Source organism: Streptomyces sp. NPDC014764 (assembly GCF_043082785.1).
Taxonomy (GTDB): Bacteria; Actinomycetota; Actinomycetes; order Streptomycetales; family Streptomycetaceae; genus Streptomyces; species Streptomyces althioticus.
Window position 1 is genome coordinate 698,563 of the sequence record NZ_JBIBXY010000001.1, and the last position, 23,835, is coordinate 722,397.

Here is a 23,835-nt window from a genome sequence, read left to right on the forward strand (position 1 = left end):
GACGTGCGTTCCAGCAGCGTTCACCCGTACCGGTGAAGTTTCGGGAGGTCACAGGCGCTTGACCCCCTTGATGCGTCCGGCGCGGGCGGAGCGGGCGCGGGCGGCCTTGACCCGCAGGCCGTTGCGCTGGCCGCCGATGCGCAGGCCGGTGCCGCCGGACAGCCAGCCCGAGGAGATGTCGCCGGACCTGCCGGATCCGGTCTCGGCGAGCGGGTCGTTCTCGGCGCGCCGCGCGAGGGCCATCACGCCCGGCACCACGAAGGGCGCGAGCAGCAGGTCGTACAGGGCGGCGGTGAACAGCAGGCTGCTGAGGCCGACATGACGGGCCGCGGTGTCGCCGACGAGGGCGCCGACGCCGGCGTAGAGCAGGGTGGAGCCGACGGCGGCGGCGACCACCACGAGCATCGGTCCGGCCGCCGTCTTCACCTGCCCGCTCTCGGGTTTGACGAGTCCGGCGAGGTAGCCGATGACGCACAGGACTAGGGCGTAGCGCCCGGCGGCGTGGTCGGCGGGCGGCGCGAGGTCGGCGAGGAGGCCGGCGGCAAAGCCGACGAGGGCGCCGCCGACGTGGCCGTAGACCAGGGCGAGTCCGAGGACGACGAGCAGCAGCAAGTCGGGGACGGCGCCCGGGAGGTGGAGGCGGGCGAGGACGCTCACCTGGAGGACGAGGGCGACGACGATCAGCGAGCTGGAGAGCAGGATCCGGTTGACGCGCATGGGGTGACAGCTCCTACTGCTCTGGCTGGTCGGGACCGCCGGCGGGCGCCGAGGGCGTGACGGTGACGGTCACGGTCGGCGTCGGGGTCGGCTTGGGCTTCGCGGGCAGCACCGTGTCGCGGGGGTCCTTCTTCGGCGCCTGCACGACGACGCCGACCACGTCCAGCTTGCTGAAGTTGACGAACGGCGTGACGTACAGGGTGCGAGTCAGGTCGCCGCCGGAGGGGTCGACGCGGGAGACGACTCCTACGGGGACGCCCGGCACGAACGGCTTGTCGGCCTGCGAGCCGAAGGTGACCAGCCGGTCGCCCTTCTTGATCTCCGCCTTGCCGTTGAGCAGTTCGACGCGCAGCGGGCGGTCGCCCTGGCCCGAGGCGAAGCCGAGTTCGTCGCCCGCCTCCATGCGGGTGCCGACGGTGAAGTCGGGGTCGCTGGCGAGCAGCACGGTGGCGGTGCCCGGGCCGACGGTGGTGACGCGGCCGACCAGGCCGTCGCCGTTGAGGACGGTCATGTCGCGCTTGATGCCGTCCTCGGCGCCGGCGTCGATGGTGATGGTCCAGGAGAAGCCCTGGGCCGCTCCTATGGCGATGACCTGCGCGCCCTTGATGCCGTACTGGCCCTTGCCGGCGACGCCGAGCAGCTTGTCGAGCTGCTTGAGGCGGCTGCGGGTGCGGTCGTCGCTGCCGAGTTCGGCCTTGAGCGCCGCGTTCTCCCGTTCCAGCTGGGCGAGCCGGTCGTGGCGGTCGCCGGACTCGCGGACGGCGGTGACGGCGTTGCCGATCGGGTCGACCGCGCCGGACACGCCGTTCTCGATCGGGCCGAAGACCGACGCCGCCGCCTGGCGGGCACCGTCGACCGGCGAATCCTCCCCGCCGCGGATGTCCACCGTGATCAGCGCGAACGCGATGGCGATCAGCAGCACCAGGAGCAGCCGGCTCTCTTTCGTGTCCCTCACGTGCGGCGGCCGTGCCTTCCTCGTCGAGAACGGGTATGAGGTGGTTTCTGTTCAGGTGTCAGGTAGCGCGAGGGGTCTTCGGGACGTCACCGCCCGGACCGCCCCTCGACACCAGCGCTCCGCCGCACAGGAGGGAAGGTCCCGTGCGGCGGAGTCGTGGCGGTGAGTCATCGGCGGGGAGCAGCGTCCAGGACTTGCTGCAGCGCCTCGAACTCCTCGACGCACTTGCCGGAGCCGAGCGCCACACTGTCCAGCGGGTCCTCGGCGATGTGGATCGGCATGCCGGTCTCCCGGCGCAGCCGCTCGTCGAGGCCGCGCAGCAGGGCGCCGCCGCCGGTCAGCACGATGCCGCGGTCCATGATGTCGCCGGACAGCTCGGGCGGGCACTTGTCGAGGGTCGTCTTGACCGCGTCCACGATCGCGTTGACCGGTTCCTCGATCGCCTTGCGCACCTCGGCGGCGGAGACCACCACGGTCTTCGGCAGTCCGGAGACGAGGTCCCGGCCACGGATTTCGGTGTGCTCGTCGGTGTCGAGGTCGTACGCCGAACCGATCGTGATCTTGATCTGTTCCGCCGTCCGCTCACCCAGCAGGAGCGAGTACTCCTTCTTGATGTGCTGGATGATGGCGTTGTCCAGCTCGTCACCGGCGACGCGGATGGACTGGGCGGTGACGATGCCTCCGAGGGAGATGACCGCGACCTCCGTCGTGCCGCCGCCGATGTCCACCACCATGTTGCCGGTGGCCTCGTGGACCGGCAGTCCTGAGCCGATGGCGGCCGCCATGGGCTCCTCGATGATGTGCACCTGACGGGCGCCGGCCTGGGACGACGCCTCGATGACGGCGCGGCGCTCGACGCCCGTGATGCCGGAGGGCACGCAGACGACGACCCGCGGACGAGCCAGATACCGCCGCTTGTGGATCTTCAGGATGAAGTAGCGGAGCATCCGCTCGGTGATCTCGAAGTCGGCGATGACGCCGTCCTTCAGCGGGCGCACGGCGACGATGTTGCCCGGCGTGCGTCCGATCATCTTCTTCGCTTCGGCACCGACCGCGAGGATGCCACCGGTGTTGGTGTTGATCGCGACGACGGACGGCTCGTTGAGTACGATTCCGCGACCCCTGACGTACACCAGCGTGTTGGCGGTCCCGAGGTCGACAGCCATGTCACGGCCGATGAACGACATTGAGTTCCCCATCAGGATTCGTCTGGCCTTCCCACGAGCTTTTGAGGGCTTTTCAGGTCGGCGAGGTGGGTGCGGTGACGCGATGGCGTCCATGGTAGACGTGCCTTCGCGCACACTGTGCGAGGGTCTTCGCCATTGTCATCAGATGGCGCGTCGCCCTGCCTTTGGAGACGGGCCAACGGGGGCATCCGTTCCCCCGAACGCCGTGCATATGCCAGAAAAGGCCCGAGGTCAAAGCTCTCAGACCATGCGAGGTACGACAAACAACCGGGCCGTGTCCGCGACGTGATCGTTATGCGCGGATTTCGTCGCGGCGACACGCCCGCGCGCGGCGGATTCCCCGCGTGTCCGCACGGCCGCACCGGGTCACCGTCGGGGATCGCCCGGAAGGACGGGCACGCCGGTCACGGCCGCGACCGGCGCGCGTCGGGACGCTCAGGCGCGGCCCGGGAAGAAGATCTTGATCTCGCGCGCGGAGGACTCCTCCGAGTCGGACGCGTGGATCAGGTTCTCGCGGACGATGACGCCGAAGTCACCGCGGATGGAGCCCGGGGCGGCGGCGATCGGGTCGGTCGGTCCGGCCAGCCGGCGCAGGCCCTCGACGACCCGCTCGCCCTCGACGATCATCGCGACGACCGGACCGGACGCCATGAATTCCACCAGCGGCTCGTAGAAGGGCTTGCCCTTGTGCTCCCCGTAGTGCTGCTCCAGCGTGTCCTGGTCCAGGGTGCGCAGCTCCAGCGCGGTGATCTTCCAGCCGGCCTTGCGCTCGATGCGGCTGATGATCTCGCCGGTCAGGCCACGACGGACGGCGTCGGGCTTGAGGAGGACGAGGGTGCGCTGGCTCACTGCGGGCTCCTTGCGGGTCAAATGGTGCGGGGCACCGAGATTACCGGGCGTGTCGGACGGCCCGTCACGCAGTGTCGGGCTGTTCCGCCTGTGCGGCGAAACGGGCCTTCGCCTCGTCCACCTTTCGCCCGAAGTGCACCGACGCCCACCACAGCAGCGCGAACACCGCGCCAAGGAAGAACATCATCGGGACGAACACGCCGGAAGCGATGAGCGCGATCTGCAGCGCCCAGCCGAGTGCGACCCCGCCCGGCCTGCCGACCATCCCGCACAGCACGACGGACAGGAACATCGCGATGCCGCAGACCGTCCACACCGTGCCGGTCGACAGGTCGGGCTGCTTCATGGCGACGAGACCGGCGAACCCGATGACGAAGAACTCGCCGATCAGCGTCGAAGAACAGAGCGTACGCACGGGATGTCAGCCCTTCCCCAGGAGCAGCCGGGCCTCGCCGACCGTGATGACGGAACCGGTGACGAGCACACCGCCCCCGGCGAACTCGCCCTCCTCCTCGGCCAGCGTGATCGCGGCCTCCAGGGCGTCCGGCAGCCGCGGCTCGACCTGCACGCGATCCTCCCCGAACACCTCGACGGCGATCGCGGCGAGGGCGTCCGCTTCCATCGCGCGGTGGCTGGAGTTCTGGGTGACGACGATCTCGGCGAAGACCGGCTCGAACGCCTCCAGCAGTTCGCGCACGTTCTTGTCGCCGCTCGCGCCGACCACGCCGACGAGGTTGCTGAACTGGAAGGCCTCGCCGATCGCGGCGGCCGCGGCCCGCGCGCCCGCCGGGTTGTGCGCGGCGTCCAGCACGACGGTCGGCGAACGGCGCACGACCTCCATCCGGCCCGGCGAGGCGACGGAGGCGAAGGCCCGGCGCACGGTGTCGATGTCGAGCGGCTCGGCACGCTGGGCGCCGACGCCGAAGAACGCCTCGACGGCCGCGAGGGCGACCGCCGCGTTGTGCGCCTGGTGGGAGCCGTGCAGCGGCAGGAACACCTCGGTGTACTCGCCGCCCAGCCCGCGCAGCGTCATCAGCTGACCGCCGACGGCGACCTGCCGGTCCAGGACGCCGAACTCCAGGCCCTCGCGGGCCACGGTGGCGTCCAGTTCGACGGCCTTCTTCAGCAGCACCTGCGCCGCGTCCACCGGCTGCTGCGCCATGACGACCGTCGCCTGCGGCTTGATCACGCCGGCCTTCTCGCCGGCGATCTCGCCGGGCGAGCCGCCGAGCCGGTCGGTGTGGTCCAGGTCGATCGGCGTCACCACGGCGACGCCGGCGTCGATGACGTTCGTCGCGTCCCAGGTGCCGCCCATGCCGACCTCGACGACGGCCACGTCCACGGGCGCGTCGGCGAAGGCGGCGTACGCCATGCCGGTCAGCACCTCGAAGAAGGACAGCCGGTACTCCTGCGCGGCGTCGACCATCTCCACGTACGGCTTGACGTCCTGGTACGTCTCGACGAACCGCTCGGCGGAGACGGGCGCCCCGTCCAGGCTGATCCGCTCGGTGACCGACTGGACGTGCGGGGAGGTGTAGCGGCCGGTGCGCAGGTCGAAGGCGCCGAGCAGTGCCTCGATCATGCGGGCGGTGGAGGTCTTGCCGTTGGTGCCGGTGATGTGGATCGAGGGGTAGGTGCGCTGCGGCTCGCCCAGGACGTCCATCAGGGCGGCGATGCGGTCCACCGACGGCTCGAGCTTGGTCTCGCCCCAGCGGGTGGCGAGCTCCGCCTCCACCTCGCGCAGGGCCTTGTCGACCTCGGGGTCGTCGGGGCGAGCCGGGACGTCCGACTGCGGCGGGCCGCCCTGGGTGCGCAGCGTACGGCTGCCTGCCTCGATCACCGCGAGGTCGGGGTCGCGGCGGGTCTCCTCCTCCACGAGCTCCTCGAACTCGTCGAAGGCGTCGTCGGGGTCGGGACCTGCTGAATCTGGGCGCTCGCTCACGGTCCCCAGTCTACGGAGCGGCGCGGGTGGTCCCCCGCACACCCCGGCGCGGCGTCAGCCGAGCCACTTCCGCCGGCCGGGCCGCCGCCCCCACAGCAGGCTCACGGCGAAGGACAGCGTGGCCGCCGCCACCGCGGTCACGGCCAGCGCGGCCGGCGCCCAGGGACCGTCCGGCAGCCGCCCGGCGACCGGCGCCACCAGCAGCCGCACCAACAGCAGATGCACCAGGTACGTCCCGAACGACGCGTCCGACAGTCTCGCCACCAGCGGCCGCACCCGCTCCGGCACCCGCACCCCGGCCACCGTGCCGATCACCGCGAAGGTCAGGGCGGCGACGGCCACGCCCCCGTACGCGGCGGGGTGGCGCACCGTGAGCTGGTACACGGCGAGGGCGGCGAACGCGACGGCCGCGCCCGCGGCCCACAGCGCCCTCGGTCCGAGGCGCGGAGCGGTGAGCAGGACGGCGCCCGCCACCGCGTACACCACCGTGGACAGCGGCACCGACCAGCCCCAGTCGGGCGGGGCCCAGCCGGTGATCTCCCGCACGTCCCCGGCGAGCGCGGGCGCGACCGCGAGGACGACGAGCAGCGCCAGGGACCTGTGGGGCAGGGTGCGCCGGCGCACCACCAGCACCAGGACGCCGAGCAGCAGGAGCAGCGGGACGTAGGCGTACAGGTACCAGAGGTGGAAGGCCGCCTCGACGGAGCCGAGGAGCGCCCGCGCCGCCTCCTCGCCCGTGCCGGCGCCGGATGCGCCGGTGAGGTACGCGCACAGCAGGTAGAGGGCGGTCCACACGGCCATCGGGCGCAGGATCCGGCCGAGCCGGGACAGCAGGCGGGTCTCGTCGGCCACGGGAGCGCCGGACAGCGCGGCCCAGCCGGCCATGGCGAAGAACACCGGCACCGCGAACCGTCCGGCCGTGTCGCCGAGGATGCCGGTGGTGCGGTGGCCCGCGTCGATGAACTCGGCGGAGGCGTGCACCAGGACCACGGCGGCGGTGCACAGCACGCGCAGCAGGTCGATGTCGTGACGCCGTTCCCGGCCGGGGGTGCGGTCCGGCGTGTCCCGGGCGGCGGACGGCACGGCGGCGGGGGACGCGGGAGAGGGCATCGGCGGGGCGCTCCTGGCGGCGGGATCCTGCGGCGGGCGGTTCCGCAGGTTCCCTCTGCCGGGTTACGAGGTCCCCACCACGACGTGAACGGCCCCCGGCCGGTGGGTACCGGTCGGGGGCCGTTCGAGCCGCGAGCCCGTGATCAGGCCTGGGGCAGCCGCTCGAGCTGGGTGCGGATGCGGACGATGTCCTCCTCCGCCTTGGCGAGCCGCGTGCGGATCTTGTCGACGACGTGGTCCGGGGCCTTGGCCAGGAACGCCTCGTTGCCGAGCTTCGCCGTCGCCTGGGTCTTCTCCTTCTCGGCGGCGGCGAGGTCCTTGGCGAGCCGCTTGCGCTCGGCTGCGACGTCGATCACGCCGGACAGGTCCAGTGCGACCTCGACACCGGCGACGGGCAGGGTCGCGGTCGCCGTGAAGGAGTCGCCCTCGGGCTGGAGGCGCAGCAGCTGGCGGATGGCCGGCTCGTGCGCGGCGAGGGCGGTCCCGTCCAGGGTGAGCCGGGCCGGGACCCGCTGGCCGGGCTGGAGGCCCTGGTCGGCGCGGAACCGGCGGACCTCGGTGATCACCGACTGGAGCGTCCCGATCTCCCGCTCGGCGGCCTCGTCGCGGAAGCCGCTGTCGGCCGGCCAGTCGGCGATGACGACGGACTCGCCGCCGGTCAGCGTCGTCCACAGGGTCTCGGTGACGAACGGGACCACCGGGTGCAGCAGCCGCAGCGTGACGTCGAGGACCTCGCCGAGGACGCGCTTGCTGACCTCGGCCGGCTCGCCGCCCGCCTGGAACGTCGTCTTGGACAGCTCGACGTACCAGTCGAAGACCTCGTCCCAGGCGAAGTGGAACAGCGCGTCCGACAGCTTGGCGAACTGGTAGTCGTCGTAGTACGCGTCGACCTCGGCGACGACGGAGTTCAGCCGGGACAGGATCCAGCGGTCGGTGGGCGACATCTTCGACGCGTCCGGCAGCGGGCCCTCGACCGTGGCGCCGTTCATCAGCGCGAAGCGCGTGGCGTTCCAGATCTTGTTGGCGAAGTTCCGCGAGCCCTGGACCCAGTCCTCGCCGATCGGCACGTCGACGCCCGGGTTGGCGCCGCGCGCCAGGGTGAAGCGGAGCGCGTCGGAGCCGTACTTGTCCATCCAGTCCAGCGGGTTGACCACGTTCCCGAAGGACTTGGACATCTTCTTGCCGTTCTGGTCACGGACCATGCCGTGCAGGGCGATGGTGTGGAACGGCGGGGTGCCGTCCATCGCGTAGAGGCCGAACATCATCATCCGGGCGACCCAGAAGAAGAGGATGTCGTAGCCGGTGAGCAGGACGGAGTTCGGGTAGAACTTCGCGAGCGACTCGGTCTGCTCGGGCCAGCCCAGCGTGGAGAACGGCCACAGGCCGGAGGAGAACCAGGTGTCGAGGACGTCGGAGTCCTGGCGCCAGCCCTCGCCGCTCGGCGGCTCCTCGTCCGGTCCGACGCAGACGACCTCGCCGTCCGGCCCGTACCAGACGGGGATCCGGTGGCCCCACCACAACTGCCGCGAGATGCACCAGTCGTGGAGGTTGTCGACCCAGTCGAAGTAGCGCTTCTCCATCTCCTGCGGGTGGATCTTGACGCGGCCGTCGCGGACCGCGTCACCGGCGGCCTTGGCGAGCGGGCCGACCTTGACCCACCACTGCATGGACAGCCGCGGCTCGATGGTGGTGCTGCACCGCGAGCAGTGGCCGACGGAGTGGACGTAGGGGCGCTTCTCGGCGACGATCCGGCCCTCGGCGCGCAGCGCGGCGACGATGGCGGAGCGGGCCTCGAGGCGGTCCAGGCCCTGGAAGGGGCCGTGCGCGGTGATGACGGCGTGCTCGTCCATCACGGCGATGGACGGCAGGTCGTGGCGCTGGCCGATCTCGAAGTCGTTCGGGTCGTGGGCCGGGGTCACCTTGACGGCGCCGGTGCCGAACTCGGGGTCGACGTGCTCGTCGGCGACGACCGGGATGGAGCGGTCGGTCAGCGGCAGCTTGATCAGCTTGCCGACGAGGTGCCTGTAGCGCTCGTCCTCGGGATGGACGGCGACGGCCGTGTCGCCGAGCATCGTCTCCGCGCGGGTCGTGGCGACGACGATCGTCTCGTCGCCCTCGCCGTACTTCATGGAGACGAGCTCGCCGTCGTCGTCCTGGTAGTTGACCTCGATGTCGGAGATCGCGGTCAGACAGCGCGGGCACCAGTTGATGATGCGCTCGGCGCGGTAGATCAGCTCGTCGTCGTAGAGCCGCTTGAAGATGGTCTGGACGGCCTGGGACAGCCCCTCGTCCATGGTGAAACGCTCACGCGTCCAGGCGACGCCGTCGCCGAGGCGGCGCATCTGGCCGCCGATCTGGCCGCCGGACTCCGCCTTCCACTTCCAGACGCGCTCGACGAACGCCTCGCGGCCCAGGTCGTGGCGGGACTTGCCCTCCTTGGCGAGCTCCCGCTCGACCACGTTCTGCGTGGCGATGCCGGCGTGGTCCATGCCGGGCTGCCACAGCGTCTCGTACCCCTGCATGCGCTTGCGGCGCGTGAGGGCGTCGATCAGCGTGTGCTCGAAGGCGTGGCCCAGGTGCAGGCTGCCGGTGACGTTCGGCGGGGGGATGACGATGGTGTAGGGCGGCTTGTCGCTCTTCGCGTCCGCCTCGAAGTAACCCCGCTCCACCCAGCGCTCGTACAGCGGCCCCTCTACGTCGGCCGGCGCGTACTGGGTCGGCAGTTCGGTCGTGGGCGCTGGTGGCTGCTGCTGAGCGTTGTCGGTCACGCGCCCAGTTTAGAGGCGTCACGGTGGTGTCCCGAAACGCGTTTCGTTTGTAACGGTGCGACCCCCGCCGGTCTGGAGTCGTTGACTCTGAGCCAGGATGTCAGCAGAAGTTGAGCGTCTCGAGGGGAACCGAGTCATGAGTCACCAGCAGCCGGGGCCGTACGGCGGGCAGCCGCAGCAGCCCGGTCCGTACGGACAGCAGGGACCTTACGGCGGACAGCCGCAGAACCCGCAGCCCGGCTACGGCTACGGCTACCCCCAGCAGACGCCCCCGCCGGCCCAGCCCGGTTACGGCTACCCGCAGCAGACGCCCTCGCCCGGCTCACCCGGGTACGGCTACCCGCAGCAGCACCCCGGGGTGCCGCCGCAGCAGCCGCAGTACGGACAGCCGCAGTACGGACAGCAGCCCCCGCACGGGCAGCCCCAGTACGGCATGCCGCCCCAGCCCCCCGCCTCCGGCGGTGGCGGCGGCAAGGTGGCCGCGATCGTCGTGGGCGCCGTCGCGGTCGTCACGGCCATCGGCGTCGGCGCGTACCTCCTCATCGGTGGCGACGGCGGCAGCACCGCGTCGGGCCTGACGGACGACGGTCCGCACAAGCTGACCGTGCCGAAGACCGTGCTGGGCGACTACCAGCGGTTCGGTGACGGCTCCGAGGAGAGCGGCTCGAAGACCGCGAAGGACATGGAGAAGAGCGGGGTCAGGAACGGCACCGCCATCCTCGGCCAGTGGTCCACCGCCGACTTCGGGAACTACGACCCGGCCGACCCGAGCACCGCGGGCGACTTCCCCGACCAGTCGGAACTGCTGACCGCCAAGGGCATCACCATGGTGGGCGGTTACGGCGAGATCGCCGACCCCCAGAAGACGCTGGACAAGTTCTTCTCCAACATCCAGGAGCAGGTGGAGGAGAGCGCCGAGCAGAACACCGGGGGCACGGAGAACGCGGAGCTCGTCGGCGAGCCCGAGGTGGTCGAGATCGCCGGTACGGTGGCCAAGTGCCAGTCGACGAAGAGCACCAACGCGCTCACCAAGAAGGAGTCGACGGACTGGTTCTGCGCCTGGGCCGACCGCAGCACGGTCGGCATGGTCTCGCCCGGCGACAACGCCGGCACGGGGGTCGGCAAGGACACTGCGGTCGACCTCACCACCAAGCTCCGCGAGCAGATCCGCGTCAAGGTCTGACGGCACCGCAGCAGCGAACACGAGGGGGAACCCAGTCATGAGCTTCAACCAGCCGGGCCCGTACGGCGGGCAGCCCCAGCAGCCCGGACCGTACGGCCAGCAGCCGGGACCGTACGGCCAGCAGCCGCAGACCCCGCCCCAGCCGCAGCCCGGCTACGGGTACCCCCAGCAGCCCCCGCCCGGCCAGCCCGGTTACGGCTACCCGCAGCAGCCCGGCCAGCCGGGACACCCGGGCGTCCCGCCGCAGCAGCCGCCCTACGGCCAGCAGCCCCAGTACGGCATGCCGCCCCAGCCCCCCGCCTCCGGCGGTGGCGGGGGCAAGAAGGCCGGGATCATCGTCGGCGCCGTCGCGGTCGTCGCGGCCATCGGCGTGGGCGCCTACTTCCTGATCGGCGGCGGCGGGGGCGCCGGCGGCCTGGAGGACGACGGCCCGCACAAGCTGACCGCGCCCGCGTCGGTCCTCTCGGACAAGTACGACCGCCAGGGCCCGGCCCAGGAGGAGTCGGCCAGTTCCAGCGACGAGAAGGACCTGGCGAAGGCCGGGGTGAGCGACGCCACCTCGGTCGGCGCCGTCTACTCCACCACCGACCTCACGAAGCTGAACCCCGAGGACCCGGAGGACCTGGCGAAGCTGCAGAGCGCGGAGAACATCACGTACTTCGGCGTCTACGGCAAGGTCGAGGACCCGGAGAAGGCCCTCGACGTGATGTTCACGCAGATGCACAAGAACACCGACGACAAGAAGGTCAAGCTGGTCGGCGAGCCCGAGTCGGTGTCGCCCGACGGGCTGGACGGCGCCGTGATGAAGTGCCAGGAGGCCGAGACCACGCACCCGGTCACCAAGAAGGAGCAGACGACCTTCATGTGCGTGTGGGCCGACTACAGCACGCTCGCCGTGGTCGAGCCGACCGCCACCGGCAAGACCTACTCGCTCGACGAGTCCGCGGGCCTGGCCGCCGACGTGCGCAAGGACGTGCGGGTCGCCGAGTAGGCGCCTCCACGCATACGGAAAGGGCGTCCGGCGCAGTGCGCCGGACGCCCTTTCCGTGTGCCGGGGTTACGCCGTCTTCTGCTCGCCCGAGCCGCGGCCGCGGGAGTCGCGCGGGATGAGCGTCGGGTTGACGTTGGAGAGCACCACGTCGGCGGTGATGACCACGCGGGCGACGTCCTTGCGGGACGGCACCTCGTACATCACACCCTGGAGGACCTCCTCCATGATGGCGCGCAGGCCGCGGGCGCCGGTCTGGCGCAGGATCGCCTGGTCGGCGATCGCCTCCAGCGCCTCACGCTCGAAGTCAAGCTCCACACCGTCGAGTTCGAACAGGCGCTGGTACTGCTTCACCAGCGCGTTACGCGGCTCGACCAGGATCTGCAGCAGGGCCTCGCGGTCGAGGTTGTGCACGCTGGTGATGACGGGGAGCCGGCCGATGAACTCGGGGATCATGCCGAACTTGACCAGGTCCTCCGGCATGACCTCCTCGAACTGGTCCTTGGACTCCCGCTCCTGCTTGGAGATGATCGTCGCGCCGAAGCCGATGCCCTTGGCACCCGCCCGGCCCTCGATGATCTTCTCCAGGCCGGCGAAGGCGCCGCCCACGATGAACAGCACGTTCGTCGTGTCGATCTGGATGAACTCCTGGTGCGGGTGCTTGCGTCCGCCCTGCGGCGGCACGGAGGCCGTGGTGCCCTCGAGGATCTTCAGCAGCGCCTGCTGCACGCCCTCGCCGCTCACGTCCCGGGTGATCGACGGGTTTTCGCTCTTCCGGGCGACCTTGTCGATCTCGTCGATGTAGATGATCCCGGTCTCGGCCTTCTTGACGTCGTAGTCGGCCGCCTGGATCAGCTTGAGCAGGATGTTCTCGACGTCCTCGCCGACGTAGCCGGCCTCGGTGAGCGCCGTGGCGTCGGCGATCGCGAACGGGACGTTCAGCATGCGGGCGAGGGTCTGCGCCAGCAGGGTCTTGCCGGAGCCCGTGGGGCCCAGCAGCAGGATGTTGGACTTCGCCAGCTCGATGGCGTCGTCACGGCCCTGGGCGCCGCCGTTCTCCCCGGCCTGGACCCGCTTGTAGTGGTTGTAGACCGCGACGGAGAGCGCCTTCTTGGCCGCCTCCTGGCCCACCACGTAGCCCTCGAGGAACTCGTAGATCTCGCGGGGCTTGGGAAGCTCCTCCCAGCGCACCTCGCTGGTCTCGGCGAGCTCTTCCTCGATGATCTCGTTGCAGAGATCGATGCACTCGTCGCAGATGTACACACCGGGCCCTGCGATGAGCTTCTTGACCTGCTTCTGGCTCTTGCCGCAGAACGAGCACTTGAGCAGATCGCCGCCGTCACCGATGCGTGCCACGGTGTGCTTCCCCTTCGCCTGGGAGACGCCGGACATCAATGTCCGACGGCTCCTGGTGCTGCCTTATGTCCGACGGTACCTTGCCTGGCCCCCCGTCCGGGCCCCCCTTGGCACGGTTCACTTTGACGTGGACCGTGCCAAACCGTGCCAAGGGGCGGCAGACGTTACACCCCAGCCCCGCATCAGCGCAGGCTGGAGTTGTCCATCTTCCGGGTGGTGATGATCTGGTCGATCAGGCCGTACTCCAGCGCGTCCTCGGCCGTGAGGATCTTGTCGCGCTCGATGTCCTCGCGGATCTTCTCGAGCGGACGGGTGGAGTGCTTGGCCAGCATGTCCTCCAGCTGCGTGCGCATGCGGAGGATCTCGTTGGCGGCGATCTCCAGGTCGGAGACCTGACCGCGGCCGGTCTCGCTGTACGGCTGGTGGATCAGCACCCGGGCGTTCGGCAGCGCCATGCGCTTGCCGGGCGTGCCGGCGGCGAGCAGGACGGCGGCGGCGGAGGCCGCCTGGCCCATGCACACCGTCTGGATGTCCGGCTTCACGTACTGCATCGTGTCGTAGATCGCGGTGAGCGCGGTGAAGGAGCCGCCGGGGCTGTTGATGTAGACCGAGATGTCCCGGTCGGGGTCCATCGACTCCAGGCACAGCAGCTGCGCCATGACGTCGTTGGCGGAGGCGTCGTCGATCTGCACGCCGAGGAAGATCACACGCTCCTCGAAGAGCTTCGCGTACGGGTCGTACTCGCGGATGCCCTGGGAGGTGCGCTCGACGAAGCGCGGAATGACGTAACGGGACTCGGCCTGCGGACCGGTGTAGCGGCCCTGCGAGCCGGACATGTCCTGCACGGCCTGCATACGGTCGTAGATCCCGCTGCCGGGGAATGCGTTCACGGTGTCTCCTGAAAGGGGCTGAGGCGGTCGGCTGGGGCTGCTGGGGCCCCGGGCTCTGTCACGGGCCCGGGCGGGGTCCTACGGGGCTCGTGGAGCCTCGCAGCACCTCTCAGGCCCCGGTGCCGCCGCCGCCCGGCATGCCGGCGGCCGTGGCGATCACGTCGTCGATGAGGCCGTACTCCTTGGCCTCGAAGGCGTCGAACCAGCGGTCACGGTCCGAGTCACGGGTGATCTGCTCGACCGTCTGTCCCGTGTGCTGGGAGGTGAGCTCGGCCATGCGCCGCTTGGTGTGCAGCAGCCTCTCGGCGTGGATCTTGATGTCCGAGGCGGAGCCGGCGAGGCCTGCGGAAGGCTGGTGGATCAGGATCTCGGCGTTCGGCAGCGCGAAGCGCTTGCCGGGGGTGCCCGCGCTGAGCAGGAACTGCCCCATGGACGCCGCGAGACCCATGGCGATCGTCACCACGTCGTTCTTGATGTACTGCATGGTGTCGTAGATCGCCATGCCGGCCGTGATCGAACCGCCGGGGCTGTTGATGTAGAGGTAGATGTCCTTGTCGGGGTCCGAGGCAAGGAGCAGCAGCTGTGCGGTGATCTTGTTGGCGATGTCGTCGTCGACCGGCTGGCCGAGGAAGATGATCCGCTCGCCGAGCAGCCGGTTGTAGACCTGGTCGCCGAGGCCACCACCGATGGAAGGCTCGCCGGCGGCTGAAGGCATCAGATTCGTCACGTATCCACCTGCTCGTCTTACGACGGCGCCGGGCCGTCTCACGTGTTCCCTGCGGGGCGGGAGCCGTATCGGAGACTCCACTGCCCTGGTATTCATGGACCCTAACGCGCGGGTCCCTTCGGGGAATCCCGGAGATGGTGGTGTTCGCCGGGGGCGTAGTCGGGTGCGGGTGCGCCGTGCCTGCCCGCGCAGTCCCCCGCGCCCCCTGACGGCGTCCCGGCCCCCCCTGATGGCGAGAAGGCCCCGGGGGCACGCCCCGGGGCCTTCTCGGTCGATCACCGTGCCGGGGCTTAGCCCTCGGTCTTCTCCTCGGCCTTCTCGTCGGCCGCGGCCTCGGAGGTCTCGGCCTCGGCGGCCTCGTCCTCGTCGTCCTCGAGGTCGACGACCTCGCCGTTGGTGTCCTTGACCGTGGCCTTCTCGACCACGACGGCCAGCGCCTTGCCGCGGGCGACCTCGCCGACGAGCAGCGGGACCTGGCCCTGCTCCACCACGGCCTGCGCGAACTGGTCGGGGGACATGCCGGAGGAGGCCGCACGCCGCATGAGGTGCTCGGTGAGCTCCTCCTGGTTGACGTTGAGCTTCTCCTGCTTCACGAGCTCGTCGAGAACGAACTGGGTCTTGATGCCCTTGACCGCGGCCTCGCGGGTCTCGTTCTCGAACTCCTCCTCGGTCTTGCCCTGGATCTCCAGGTACTTCGCGAGGTCCAGGCCCATCTGGCCCAGCTGGTGGTGCTCGAGGTTGTGCTTACGGGTGTTGATCTCGTCCTCGAGCAGCTTCTCGGGGACGGGCACCTCGACCAGCTCGAGCAGCTTGTCCAGGACGCGCTCCTGGGCCTGCGTGGCCTGGTCGTACTGCTTCATGTTCTCGAGGCGCTTGCGGCTGTCGGCCTTGAGCTCCTCGAGGGTGTCGAACTCGGAGGCGAGCTGGGCGAAGTCGTCGTCCAGCTCGGGCAGCTCGCGCTTGGCGACCTGGGTGACCTTGACGGTGACCTCGGCCTCCTTGCCGGCCGCCGAGCCGCCCTTCAGCTCGGAGGTGAAGGTGGCCTCGCCACCGGCCTCCAGGCCCTTCACGGCGTCGTCGATACCGTCCAGCAGCTCACCGGAGCCGATCGTGTAGGAGACGCCGCTGGCGACGCCGTCCTCGAGGACCTCTCCGTCGACCTTGGCCTCGAGGTCGATGGTGACCACGTCGCCGTCCTCGGCGGCCCGCTCGACCGGGGTCGTGGAGGCGAAGCGCTCACGGAGCTGCTCCACCGACTTCTCCACGTCCTCGTCGGTGACCTCGACCGCGTCGACCTCGACCTCGATGCCGGAGTAGTCCGGGATCTCGATGGAGGGGCGGATGTCGACCTCGGCGGTGAAGTTCAGCGTCTCGCCGTCCTTCAGCTCCGTGATGTCGACCTCGGGCTGGCCGAGCGGGTTGAGGTCCGCCTCGTTCACCGCGTCGGTGTAGAACTTCGGGAGGGCGTCGTTGACGGCCTCCTCCAGAACCGCACCGCGGCCGAAGCGCTGGTCGATGACCCGGGCCGGGACCTTGCCCTTGCGGAAGCCCTTCACCGTGACCTGCTGGTTGATCTTCTTGTACGCCGCGTCGAGGCTGTCCTTGAGCTCCTCGAAGGGCACCTCGACAGTGAGCCGAACCCGGGTCGGGTTCAGGGTCTCCACGGCGCTCTTCACGGTTCGGTCTCCTTGTGGCTGACTTCTCGGGTTCTGCCGGGACCAGAGCGGTCCGGCCGATTCGCCGCCCGGAGGACTTTCAGAGACACACGGGCGTGCAGCTTGCATAGTAACGGCAGCGGCTGCGGCACCCAAAAGGCGATCACCGATGGTGAGCAGGTGGCTGGTCGGGGTGGCGGGATTTGAACCCACGGCCTTCCGCTCCCAAAGCGGACGCGCTACCAAGCTGCGCCACACCCCGTCTGGTGCGATCCGTAGGGTACATGCACGCGGGCGAAAGGTCCGCCGCCTTTACCGGCGCCGTGTCCGCACGGCGGCCTGCCGGACACGGGGTGTGCGACAAGGACGTACGACCCGCTACGATGCCTGTCAGTGCCGCGGTCACGGACGCGCGGCGCGCACCGTGCGGGCGTAGCTCAATGGTAGAGCCCCAGTCTTCCAAACTGGCTACGCGGGTTCGATTCCCGTCGCCCGCTCTGAACGGCCGAAGGCCCAGGTGAGAGGGTGTGTACCCGCTCCCTGGGCCTTCGTCGTACCCGGACCGGGGGCCTCAGCCGGCCCCGTGCCACCGGGCGAGGTCTCCCGCACCTCTTGTGCGTTCCGCCCCAGGAGCATCGTCCCGGCCTCGCACCCGTCGCGGAAGACGCGCAGCCGCGGGCCCTCGGCGAGCAGGCGCAGCTCCGGCAGCGGATGGCGCCACAGCAGGACGGCGCGCTTCGGTTCCCGGGCACGCCGCAGGGCCGGCCCGGGGTGCCCGGACCGGCCCTGCGGGGCGTCGGTGGGGGCCTCTGCCGCGGGACGGGTCAGAAGCTGATGGAGTTGATCATGTCGGCTATCGAGTCCAGGAAGCGCTGGATGTCGTCGGCCATGCCCGTCGAGGCGAGGAAGAAGCCGAAGAGGACGGCGACGACCGCCGGCCCGGCCTTGATGGAGCCACCTCTCAGCAGCACCACCAGGATGATCGCCAACAGCAGCACCACTGACAGTGAAATGGCCACAACTGATCACACCCTTGTCGGTTCGGCTTCGCCGGCCCGGGCGACGCATCCCCGCGCACCCCGCCAGAACCATCGTGCCACCAACAAGGCCCGCCTAACCGGCGCCTGACACATCGGCCGCACCTCGGTCCCGCCGCCGTCAGCGCCGCTCCGGACACCGAGAGGCAACACCTGTTTGTCGCACGGCAATTCGAAGGAACACCCGCACGGGGAATTGAGCGGCCTCATGGACGCTTACACGGGACTTACGAACGCCTTCTTCTCCGCGCCCTCACATGGTGTTCGCAGGTGATTCGAATAACCCCAATTCCGCCCCGCAGGGGGACATGTCACCGGAGTCGCCACCCGCCCCCATGACCGGACTGATCCCGAACAATCCTGACAAGAACGGCGTCGCGAACGGCAACACGCCACCTCTTCACTTGTGTTGCCCATCACGCCCACGCCATGCACGCATTGCTGAATCCGGGGTACTCGAACGCGATAACCAGGAATGACGTCGGGCGTTTTACGGATTCCCGAAGACGACGCTAGGGTGCCTGAGATGTTCCACGCTGCCTCGTCCCCCGCAAGCGCAGCGAGCTCCCCGATCGCCTCCCCGTTCCACCGCCGGGAGGGCCAGTGACGAACTCGCAGCGACCGTACGGCAACAGCAGGACGCCGCTCCCTCCGGTGCAGTCTCCGGCGGACGGAGTGCCGACCCCGCGCACCAGGACCCCGGAGGGCGCCCGGCCCGCCCCGGGAGGCAGACAGCGCGACGCGTTCTTCGACAACGCCAAGTACCTGGCGATCGTGCTGGTGGCCGTCGGCCACGCCTGGGGGCAGCTCCTGGACGACGGGGCGGTCGAGACGGCCTACCGGGTCGTCTACACCTTCCACATGCCGGCGTTCATCCTCGTCTCCGGCTACTTCTCCCGCAGCTTCGACCTGCGCCCCAGGCACGTCCAGCGCCTGATCACCGGAGTCGTCGTCCCCTACGTCGTCTTCGAGACCGCGTACTCCCTGTTCCAGCGCTACGGCAACGACGAGCCGGGGCACGGCATCACGCTGCTGGACCCCACGTACCACCTGTGGTTCCTGTGCGCGCTGTTCGTGTGGCGGATCACCACGCCGGTGTGGAAGGTGATCAAGCACCCGCTGCCGGTGTCGCTGGTCCTCGCCGCGCTCGGCTCGGTGTCCCCGCAGATCGGCGACGACCTGGAGCTCCAGCGGGTGCTGCAGTTCCTCCCCTTCTTCGTGCTGGGTCTGACCCTGCGCCCCGAGCACTTCCGGATGGTCAAGCGCCGCTCGGTGCGCCTGGCGTCCGTGCCGGTGTTCGTCGCGGCGGCGGTCACGGCCTGGGCGACGATGCCGTACATGCGGCTGGGCTGGCTCTACCACAGCGACTCCGCCCAGGAGTTGGGCACCGCCTGGTGGACCGGCCCGGTCATGGTGTGGGCCACGCTCGGCTGCTCGCTGGTGACGACCGTCTGCTTCCTCGCCTGGGTGCCGCGCCGCCGCATGTGGTTCACGTCCCTCGGCGCGGGCACCATCTACGGCTACCTGCTGCACGCCTTCCTGGTGCGCGCGGGCAACTACACGGACTTCTACGACCAGCCCGCGCTGCACGAGCCGCTCGGTGTGCTCGGACTCACCGTCTTCGCGGCCGCCGCCGTGACGCTGCTGTGCACCCGGCCGGTACAGCGGGCGCTGCGCTGCGTCGTGGAGCCGCGCATGGACTGGGCGTTCCGCCGGGACGCGGGCGAGGCGGCCCGGGTCCGTGAGCAGCCCCGGCCCGCCGAGGTGCGGGCGCCGGGCGAGAAGGTCTCCGTCTAGGTCCCCGCGTCCGGGCCCGAATCCGGGCCCGCGTCCGGACCCGCGTCCAGGCCCAGAAGGGCGCGCATCCGTGCGTACTTGGCGGTCAGCCGGGTGCGGGTGGCGTCGTCGAGGACGGCGAGGCGGGCCGGGTCGGCGTTGTGCGCCAGGTCCGCCTCCTTCACCAGCAGCGCGCCCGGGGTGGCCAGGACGCGGGCCGCGTACTCCTCGGGCGGCTCGCCGGACCGCTTGGTCACGGCGAGCACGATGTCCTTGGTGCGCCGCGTCAACGCCGCCTCGTCGAGCCACGCGCGGCTGAGCCTGTCGTCCTCCACGGCGTCGTGCAGCCAGGCCGCCGCGATCTGCTCGTCGTCGCCGCCCCGGAGCCGTACGCCCTCGGCGACCGCGTGCAGGTGCTCGGCGTAGGGGCGGCCCGCCTTGTCGGTCTGGCCGGTGTGCGCGGCGCGGGCGGTGGCCTCGACCTCGGCCAGGCCCATGATCGGTGTCCGGTTCACGCGACGCGTGTGCCCGGCGCGGCTCATCGTGCCGCGGCCGCGGTGGGGCCCTCGCGGCAGATCAGCAGCAGGGCCCGGTCGTCGTTGACGTCCTTGGCGACGGCCTCGATGAGGTGCCAGGCGGCGCCGTGGAAGCCGCCGGCGACATAGCGGTCGGCCTCGCCGGTGAGCCGGTCGATGCCCTCGACCATGTCCCGGTCGGAGGTCTCCACCAGGCCGTCGGTGAACAGCATCAGCACGTCGCCGGGGCGCAGCGAGCCCTTCACCGGGTCGAACTGGGCGCCGTCGTACACGCCGAGCAGGGGGCCGTCGGCGGCCTTCTCCTCCCAGCGGCCGCTGCCCGCGCTGAGCTGGAGGCCCGGCGGGTGTCCGGCGGAGTAGAGCTCGTAGTCGCCGGAATCCAGGTCGAGGACCAGGTGGATGGACGTGGCGAAGCCCTCGTCCCAGTCCTGGCGGAGCAGATAGCCGTTGGCGGCGGGCAGGAAGTCGTGCGGGGGCAGGCTGCCGAGCAGGCCACCGAAGGCGCCGGACAGCAGCAGGGCGCGCGAGCCGGCGTCCATGCCTTTGCCGGAGACGTCGGTGAGGACGACCTCCAGGGTGCGTCCCCCGTTGGTGCGGGCCGCGACCACGAAGTCGCCGGAGAAGGACTGGCCGCCCGCGGGACGGAGCGCCATCTCCCGGTGCCAGCCCGTCGGCAGCTTGGGCAGCTTGCTCTGCACCCGGATGCGTTCTCGCAGGTCGAACAGCATGGTGCCGCCGCGCCGCCAGGGCACGCCGACCCGGCTGCGGAACTGGGCGACGAGCAGCCCGAAGAAGCCGCAGGCCGCGACGACCAGGACCACGCCGGGTGTGACCCGTGCCACGCCCTCGGTGTAGGGGCCGAGTTGCACGGCCTCCACGATCAGCGCGGTCGCCGCCGCCGCGTAGAGCCCGAGCAGGCTGGCCGGGCGCAGCAGCAGGCCGCCCGCGACGATCGGGATGCACAGGGCGGCCGGCGAGCACCACACGGAGTTGGCGAGGGTGCCCGCGGCGATCAGCGGCACCATGAGGAGCAGGCCGGCGAGCGCGATCCAGTCCGAGCCGTCGCCGCGGAAGTAGTCGACGGCGGCCCGGCGCACGCCGACGCGGGCCCGGTGCCACTGCTTCTTCAACCGGGCCGTGAACGTCTCGGCCGCCGCGCGCCGCTCTCGTCCTGCTGCCATCAGTTCGGGACCCTATCCATCCAACCGGCCGCTTGGCACGGGAGGTCCAGCTTGTCCCCCTGACGGGGACCGGAATCACAGTGAACTTCACCGAGGGCCGTCCCGGGGCCCGCGCGGCGAAAATTGCCTCGCCCCGATTCCGCGGCCCTGGTAGGCATGGCGTCATGGTCGACGATCACATGGGCCCGGCGCCCGAACTGCGCAACCTCCAGCCGGACGAGTGGGACAGCGCCTACGGGAACCTGTTGCGTGCCTTCGGCGGGCTGCCCGAGGCCGACGAGGAGCGCCGACTGTGGCGAGAACTCACCGAGTTCGGCCGTTTCCTGGCCGCCTGGGACGGTGACCGGTGCGTGGCGTCCGGGGGCGCCTTCTCCTTCCGGCTGACCGTGCCCGGCGGGGCTTCGGTGCCCGCCGCGGGCGTGACGATGGTGAGCGTGGCCGCCACCCACCGGCGTCGCGGGCTGCTGACCGCGATGATGCGCCGGCAGCTGGACGACATCCGGTCCTGGGGCGAGCCGCTGGCGGTGCTGACGGCGTCGGAGCCGGCGATCTACGGCCGGTTCGGCTACGGAGCGGCCACCTTCCAGCTGGACGCGGAGATCGACACCCTGCGCGCCGGCCTGTCGGTGCCGGACGGTACGGATGACGTACAACTGCGGTACGCGGATCCGGCCGAGGTGCTGGACGCGTGCGAGGCGGTCTACGCACAGCTGGTGCCGGGGCGTCCCGGGATGCCGGCACGGCGGCCCGGCTGGGAGAAGGTGGGGTTGCTGGACCCGGAGAGCGAGCGGGGCGGGGCGTCTCCGCTGCAGTGCGTGGTCGCCGAGCGCGACGGTGCGACGGTCGGGTACGCGCGGTTCCGGGTGAAGCCGTCCTGGGGGCCGGGCGGGCCCGAGGGCCAGGTGGCGCTGAGCGCCCTGGACGCGCTGGACCCGGCGGCGGGAGCGGCATTGTGGCGGTTCCTGTTCGACCTGGACCTGACGTCGTCGCTGCTGGTGCGGGGGCGGCCGGTGGACGACGCCTGGCAGTACCTGGTGAAGGACGTGCGGCGCTGCCGTCCGACGCTGCGGGACGCGCTGTACCTGCGTCCGGTCGAGGTGGGTGCGGCGCTCGCGGCGCGCACGTACCGCACGCCGGTGGACGTGGTGCTGGAGGTGGAGGACGCCTTCTGCCCGTGGAACGCGGGGCGGTGGCGGCTGAGCGGGGACGCCAAGGGGGCGGTCTGCGAGCCCACCCGGGACGCGGCCGATCTCGCCCTGTCGGTGCGGGAGCTGGGCGCCGCCTACCTGGGCGGGGTGAGCCTGGGCGCGCTGGCCGCGGCAGGGCGGGTGCGGGAGCTGCGGGACGGCGCGCTGGCCGAGGCGTCCGCGGCGTTCGGCAGTGACCCGGCGCCGTGGCTGTCGCACGGCTTCTGACCTGCGGCTCGGGTCAGGCTCGCTGGCAGCCGGGGCACCAGAAGAGGTTGCGGGCGGCGAGATCGGCGGTGCGGATCTCGCCCCCGCAGATGTGGCAGGGCAGGTTAGCCCGGCGGTAGACGTAGACCTCGCCGCCGTGGTCGTCGACGCGCGGCGGGCGGCCCATGGCCTCGGGGGTGTGCTCGGGGCGGACGGTGTCGATGCGGTTGTTGCGGACGCCCTCGCGCATCAGGATCACCAGGTCGTCCCAGATCGCGTCCCACTCGGCGCGGGTGAGGCCCTTGCCGGTCCGGTAGGGGTCGATGCCGTGCCGGAAGAGCACCTCGGCGCGGTAGACGTTGCCGACGCCCGCGACGACCTTCTGGTCCATGAGGAGCGCGGCGATCGTCGTGCGGCTGCGGCTGATCCTGCGCCAGGCCTGTTCGGGGTCGGCGTCGGGCCGGAGCGGGTCCGGGCCGAGCCGGTCGTGTATCGCCCGCTTCTCGGGCTCCGTGATCAGGGCGCAGGTGGTGGGACCGCGCAGGTCCACGTGGGCGGTGCCGCCGGCCAGGCGCAGTCGCACGGTGTCGGTGGGCGGCGGCGCCGGGGCGGGCCCGAAGGTGACCTTGCCGAACAGGCCGAGGTGGATGTGCACCCACTCCGGGTGCCCGGGGTCGCCGAAGCCCAGGAAGAGGTGCTTGCCGTGGGCGTCGGTGGTGCGCAGCGGGGTGCGGTCGAGGAGGGCCGCGGCGTCGCTGAACTTGCCCTGGGGGCTGGTGACGCGCAGGGAGGAGTCCGCCCGGAAGGCCCTGGCGTAGTCCTCGGCCAGCCGGTGGATGGTGTGTCCCTCGGGCACGGTCCCCCTCGCTCGATCCGCTGTCCGTGTCGGGTCGTTACTGCTGCGGGTGGTGCGCCGGGATCGGTGGGAGGTCGCCGGTGGTCTCGTAACCGGAGAGCATGTCGATCCGGCGGATGTGGCGTTCGTCACCGGAGAACGGGGTGTTGAGGAAGATCTCGACGAACTTCGTCGCCTCCTCCTGGCTGTGCATGCGCGCGCCGACGGCCACCACGTTGGCGTCGTTGTGCTCGCGTCCCAGGGCGGCGGTCTGCTCGCTCCACGCCAGGGCGGCCCGTACGCCCTTGACCTTGTTGGCGGCGATCTGCTCGCCGTTGCCGGAGCCGCCGATCACGATGCCGAGGGAGCCGGGGTCCGCGGCGGTCCGCTCCGCGGCGCGGAGACAGAACGGCGGGTAGTCGTCCTGGGCGTCGTAGATGTGCGGGCCGCAGTCGACGGGTTCGTGCCCCGCCTCCTTGAGCCACTCGACGAGGTGGTTCTTCAGTTCGTAGCCCGCATGGTCGGAGCCGAGATACACGCGCATGCGTCGAGTGTGACACGGCCGCTCCGGGGAGGCGGCGCGGGGTGGACGGTGTGAAAAGTGTGAGCCAATCCACAGGACCCCAGGAAAAGCTCGGGTAAAGATTGGAAATCAAAGGTTCCTGTGAAAGTACGCCTCCGTTTCACTGGTTCAGCTCGTACACCGCTCGTACGGGTACCGCTCAACCGGCGCAAAGGAAGACCCCCAC

Annotated in this window: 21 protein-coding genes and 2 tRNA genes; 5 read left to right on the forward strand and 18 right to left on the reverse strand. The window is 70.6% G+C overall.

Features of this window, described 5'->3' with window-relative positions:
- Nucleotides 1-48: 48 nt before the first annotated feature.
- The 8 genes from mreD to ACF1AG_RS03210 all read right to left on the reverse strand — a co-directional run bounded on the left by mreD (nt 49) and on the right by ACF1AG_RS03210 (nt 9,528).
- Nucleotides 49-717 (reverse strand): rod shape-determining protein MreD, encoded by a 669-nt coding sequence (gene mreD / locus ACF1AG_RS03175; protein ID WP_359602014.1) that lies wholly within the window; start codon nt 715-717, stop codon nt 49-51.
- 13 nt (nt 718-730) lie between these two features.
- Nucleotides 731-1,672, reverse strand: coding sequence for a rod shape-determining protein MreC (gene mreC, locus ACF1AG_RS03180; protein ID WP_359753186.1), 942 nt, complete (start codon nt 1,670-1,672; stop codon nt 731-733).
- Between the two features lie 167 nt (nt 1,673-1,839).
- Nucleotides 1,840-2,859 carry a rod shape-determining protein gene (locus tag ACF1AG_RS03185; RefSeq protein WP_359602012.1) on the reverse strand — a complete coding sequence of 340 codons (1,020 nt, stop codon included), beginning with the start codon at nt 2,857-2,859 and terminating at the stop codon, nt 1,840-1,842.
- A gap of 435 nt (nt 2,860-3,294) precedes the next feature.
- Entirely contained in the window at nt 3,295-3,708 is a 414-nt protein-coding gene (gene ndk / locus ACF1AG_RS03190) for a nucleoside-diphosphate kinase (protein ID WP_359602011.1), read from the reverse strand.
- A 64-nt stretch (nt 3,709-3,772) separates the two neighbouring features.
- Entirely contained in the window at nt 3,773-4,123 is a 351-nt protein-coding gene (locus ACF1AG_RS03195; RefSeq protein ID WP_359602010.1) for a DUF4233 domain-containing protein, read from the reverse strand.
- A 6-nt stretch (nt 4,124-4,129) separates the two neighbouring features.
- Nucleotides 4,130-5,650, reverse strand: a complete 1,521-nt coding sequence (locus tag ACF1AG_RS03200) for a folylpolyglutamate synthase/dihydrofolate synthase family protein (RefSeq protein ID WP_359602009.1) — start codon at nt 5,648-5,650, stop codon at nt 4,130-4,132.
- Between the two features lie 54 nt (nt 5,651-5,704).
- Complete coding sequence (locus tag ACF1AG_RS03205; RefSeq protein ID WP_359602008.1) at nt 5,705-6,760, reverse strand: acyltransferase; 1,056 nt, start codon at nt 6,758-6,760, stop codon at nt 5,705-5,707.
- A 143-nt stretch (nt 6,761-6,903) separates the two neighbouring features.
- Entirely contained in the window at nt 6,904-9,528 is a 2,625-nt protein-coding gene (locus ACF1AG_RS03210) for a valine--tRNA ligase (protein ID WP_359602007.1), read from the reverse strand.
- A 136-nt stretch (nt 9,529-9,664) separates the two neighbouring features.
- Here ACF1AG_RS03210 and ACF1AG_RS03215 point away from each other — a divergent pair, with 136 nt between their 5' ends.
- Nucleotides 9,665-10,711 (forward strand): hypothetical protein, encoded by a 1,047-nt coding sequence (locus ACF1AG_RS03215; protein ID WP_359602006.1) that lies wholly within the window; start codon nt 9,665-9,667, stop codon nt 10,709-10,711.
- 37 nt (nt 10,712-10,748) lie between these two features.
- A complete protein-coding gene (locus ACF1AG_RS03220; RefSeq protein WP_359602005.1) occupies nt 10,749-11,702 on the forward strand; it encodes a hypothetical protein in 954 nt (317 codons plus the stop codon).
- 66 nt (nt 11,703-11,768) lie between these two features.
- Here the strand turns inward: ACF1AG_RS03220 and clpX are convergent, their stop codons facing one another.
- The 5 genes from clpX to ACF1AG_RS03245 all read right to left on the reverse strand — a co-directional run bounded on the left by clpX (nt 11,769) and on the right by ACF1AG_RS03245 (nt 16,589).
- Nucleotides 11,769-13,055: an ATP-dependent Clp protease ATP-binding subunit ClpX gene (gene clpX / locus ACF1AG_RS03225; protein ID WP_024887532.1), complete on the reverse strand. Its 1,287-nt coding sequence runs from the start codon at nt 13,053-13,055 to the stop codon at nt 11,769-11,771.
- 182 nt (nt 13,056-13,237) lie between these two features.
- Nucleotides 13,238-13,945, reverse strand: a complete 708-nt coding sequence (locus ACF1AG_RS03230) for an ATP-dependent Clp protease proteolytic subunit (RefSeq protein ID WP_359606464.1) — start codon at nt 13,943-13,945, stop codon at nt 13,238-13,240.
- A gap of 109 nt (nt 13,946-14,054) precedes the next feature.
- Nucleotides 14,055-14,660, reverse strand: a complete 606-nt coding sequence (locus ACF1AG_RS03235; protein ID WP_163080449.1) for an ATP-dependent Clp protease proteolytic subunit — start codon at nt 14,658-14,660, stop codon at nt 14,055-14,057.
- Between the two features lie 302 nt (nt 14,661-14,962).
- The gene (tig, locus tag ACF1AG_RS03240; protein ID WP_359606466.1) at nt 14,963-16,348 is read right to left on the reverse strand and encodes a trigger factor; all 1,386 of its coding nucleotides are present in this window, start codon (nt 16,346-16,348) and stop codon (nt 14,963-14,965) included.
- Between the two features lie 164 nt (nt 16,349-16,512).
- Nucleotides 16,513-16,589: transfer RNA gene (locus ACF1AG_RS03245), tRNA-Pro, on the reverse strand.
- Nucleotides 16,590-16,753: 164 nt separating this feature from the next.
- On the opposite strand from ACF1AG_RS03245, the gene ACF1AG_RS03250 reads away from it, so the two are divergent.
- Nucleotides 16,754-16,824 (forward strand) — tRNA-Gly (locus ACF1AG_RS03250).
- A 327-nt stretch (nt 16,825-17,151) separates the two neighbouring features.
- Here the strand turns inward: ACF1AG_RS03250 and ACF1AG_RS03255 are convergent.
- A complete protein-coding gene (locus tag ACF1AG_RS03255; RefSeq protein WP_191881493.1) occupies nt 17,152-17,346 on the reverse strand; it encodes a hypothetical protein in 195 nt (64 codons plus the stop codon).
- Between the two features lie 621 nt (nt 17,347-17,967).
- Between ACF1AG_RS03255 and ACF1AG_RS03260 the strand changes: the two genes are divergently transcribed.
- A complete protein-coding gene (locus ACF1AG_RS03260) occupies nt 17,968-19,161 on the forward strand; it encodes an acyltransferase family protein (RefSeq protein WP_359606468.1) in 1,194 nt (397 codons plus the stop codon).
- Here ACF1AG_RS03260 and ACF1AG_RS03265 read toward each other — a convergent pair.
- Nucleotides 19,158-19,637, reverse strand: coding sequence for an HD domain-containing protein (locus ACF1AG_RS03265; RefSeq protein WP_359606480.1), 480 nt, complete (start codon nt 19,635-19,637; stop codon nt 19,158-19,160). The two genes, ACF1AG_RS03260 and ACF1AG_RS03265, sit on opposite strands and share 4 nt — an antisense overlap.
- Nucleotides 19,638-19,678: 41 nt before the next feature.
- Nucleotides 19,679-20,857: a PP2C family protein-serine/threonine phosphatase gene (locus tag ACF1AG_RS03270; RefSeq protein WP_359606470.1), complete on the reverse strand. Its 1,179-nt coding sequence runs from the start codon at nt 20,855-20,857 to the stop codon at nt 19,679-19,681.
- Nucleotides 20,858-21,021: 164 nt separating this feature from the next.
- Between ACF1AG_RS03270 and ACF1AG_RS03275 the strand changes: the two genes are divergently transcribed.
- Nucleotides 21,022-22,272 carry a GNAT family N-acetyltransferase gene (locus tag ACF1AG_RS03275; protein ID WP_359606472.1) on the forward strand — a complete coding sequence of 417 codons (1,251 nt, stop codon included), beginning with the start codon at nt 21,022-21,024 and terminating at the stop codon, nt 22,270-22,272.
- Between the two features lie 13 nt (nt 22,273-22,285).
- On the opposite strand, the gene ACF1AG_RS03280 is transcribed toward ACF1AG_RS03275, so the two are convergent.
- Nucleotides 22,286-23,107: an Fpg/Nei family DNA glycosylase gene (locus tag ACF1AG_RS03280; protein ID WP_391809255.1), complete on the reverse strand. Its 822-nt coding sequence runs from the start codon at nt 23,105-23,107 to the stop codon at nt 22,286-22,288.
- Nucleotides 23,108-23,144: 37 nt separating this feature from the next.
- Complete coding sequence (locus ACF1AG_RS03285; protein ID WP_359606476.1) at nt 23,145-23,630, reverse strand: ribose-5-phosphate isomerase; 486 nt, start codon at nt 23,628-23,630, stop codon at nt 23,145-23,147.
- Nucleotides 23,631-23,835 lie beyond the last annotated feature (205 nt).

What these genes read in the sequence shown, in the direction of transcription:
- mreD (WP_359602014.1), bottom strand. Translation starts at nt 717, where the DNA reads ATGCGCGTCAACCGGATCCTGCTCTCCAGCTCGCTGATCGTCGTCGCC.
- ACF1AG_RS03185 (WP_359602012.1), bottom strand. Translation starts at nt 2,859, where the DNA reads ATGTCGTTCATCGGCCGTGACATGGCTGTCGACCTCGGGACCGCCAAC.
- ACF1AG_RS03205 (WP_359602008.1), bottom strand. Translation starts at nt 6,760, where the DNA reads ATGCCCTCTCCCGCGTCCCCCGCCGCCGTGCCGTCCGCCGCCCGGGAC.
- ACF1AG_RS03215 (WP_359602006.1), top strand. Translation starts at nt 9,665, where the DNA reads ATGAGTCACCAGCAGCCGGGGCCGTACGGCGGGCAGCCGCAGCAGCCC.
- ACF1AG_RS03220 (WP_359602005.1), top strand. Translation starts at nt 10,749, where the DNA reads ATGAGCTTCAACCAGCCGGGCCCGTACGGCGGGCAGCCCCAGCAGCCC.
- ACF1AG_RS03235 (WP_163080449.1), bottom strand. Translation starts at nt 14,660, where the DNA reads ATGCCTTCAGCCGCCGGCGAGCCTTCCATCGGTGGTGGCCTCGGCGAC.
- ACF1AG_RS03265 (WP_359606480.1), bottom strand. Translation starts at nt 19,637, where the DNA reads ATGGGCCTGGCCGAGGTCGAGGCCACCGCCCGCGCCGCGCACACCGGC.
- ACF1AG_RS03270 (WP_359606470.1), bottom strand. Translation starts at nt 20,857, where the DNA reads ATGGCAGCAGGACGAGAGCGGCGCGCGGCGGCCGAGACGTTCACGGCC.
- ACF1AG_RS03275 (WP_359606472.1), top strand. Translation starts at nt 21,022, where the DNA reads ATGGTCGACGATCACATGGGCCCGGCGCCCGAACTGCGCAACCTCCAG.
- ACF1AG_RS03285 (WP_359606476.1), bottom strand. Translation starts at nt 23,630, where the DNA reads ATGCGCGTGTATCTCGGCTCCGACCATGCGGGCTACGAACTGAAGAAC.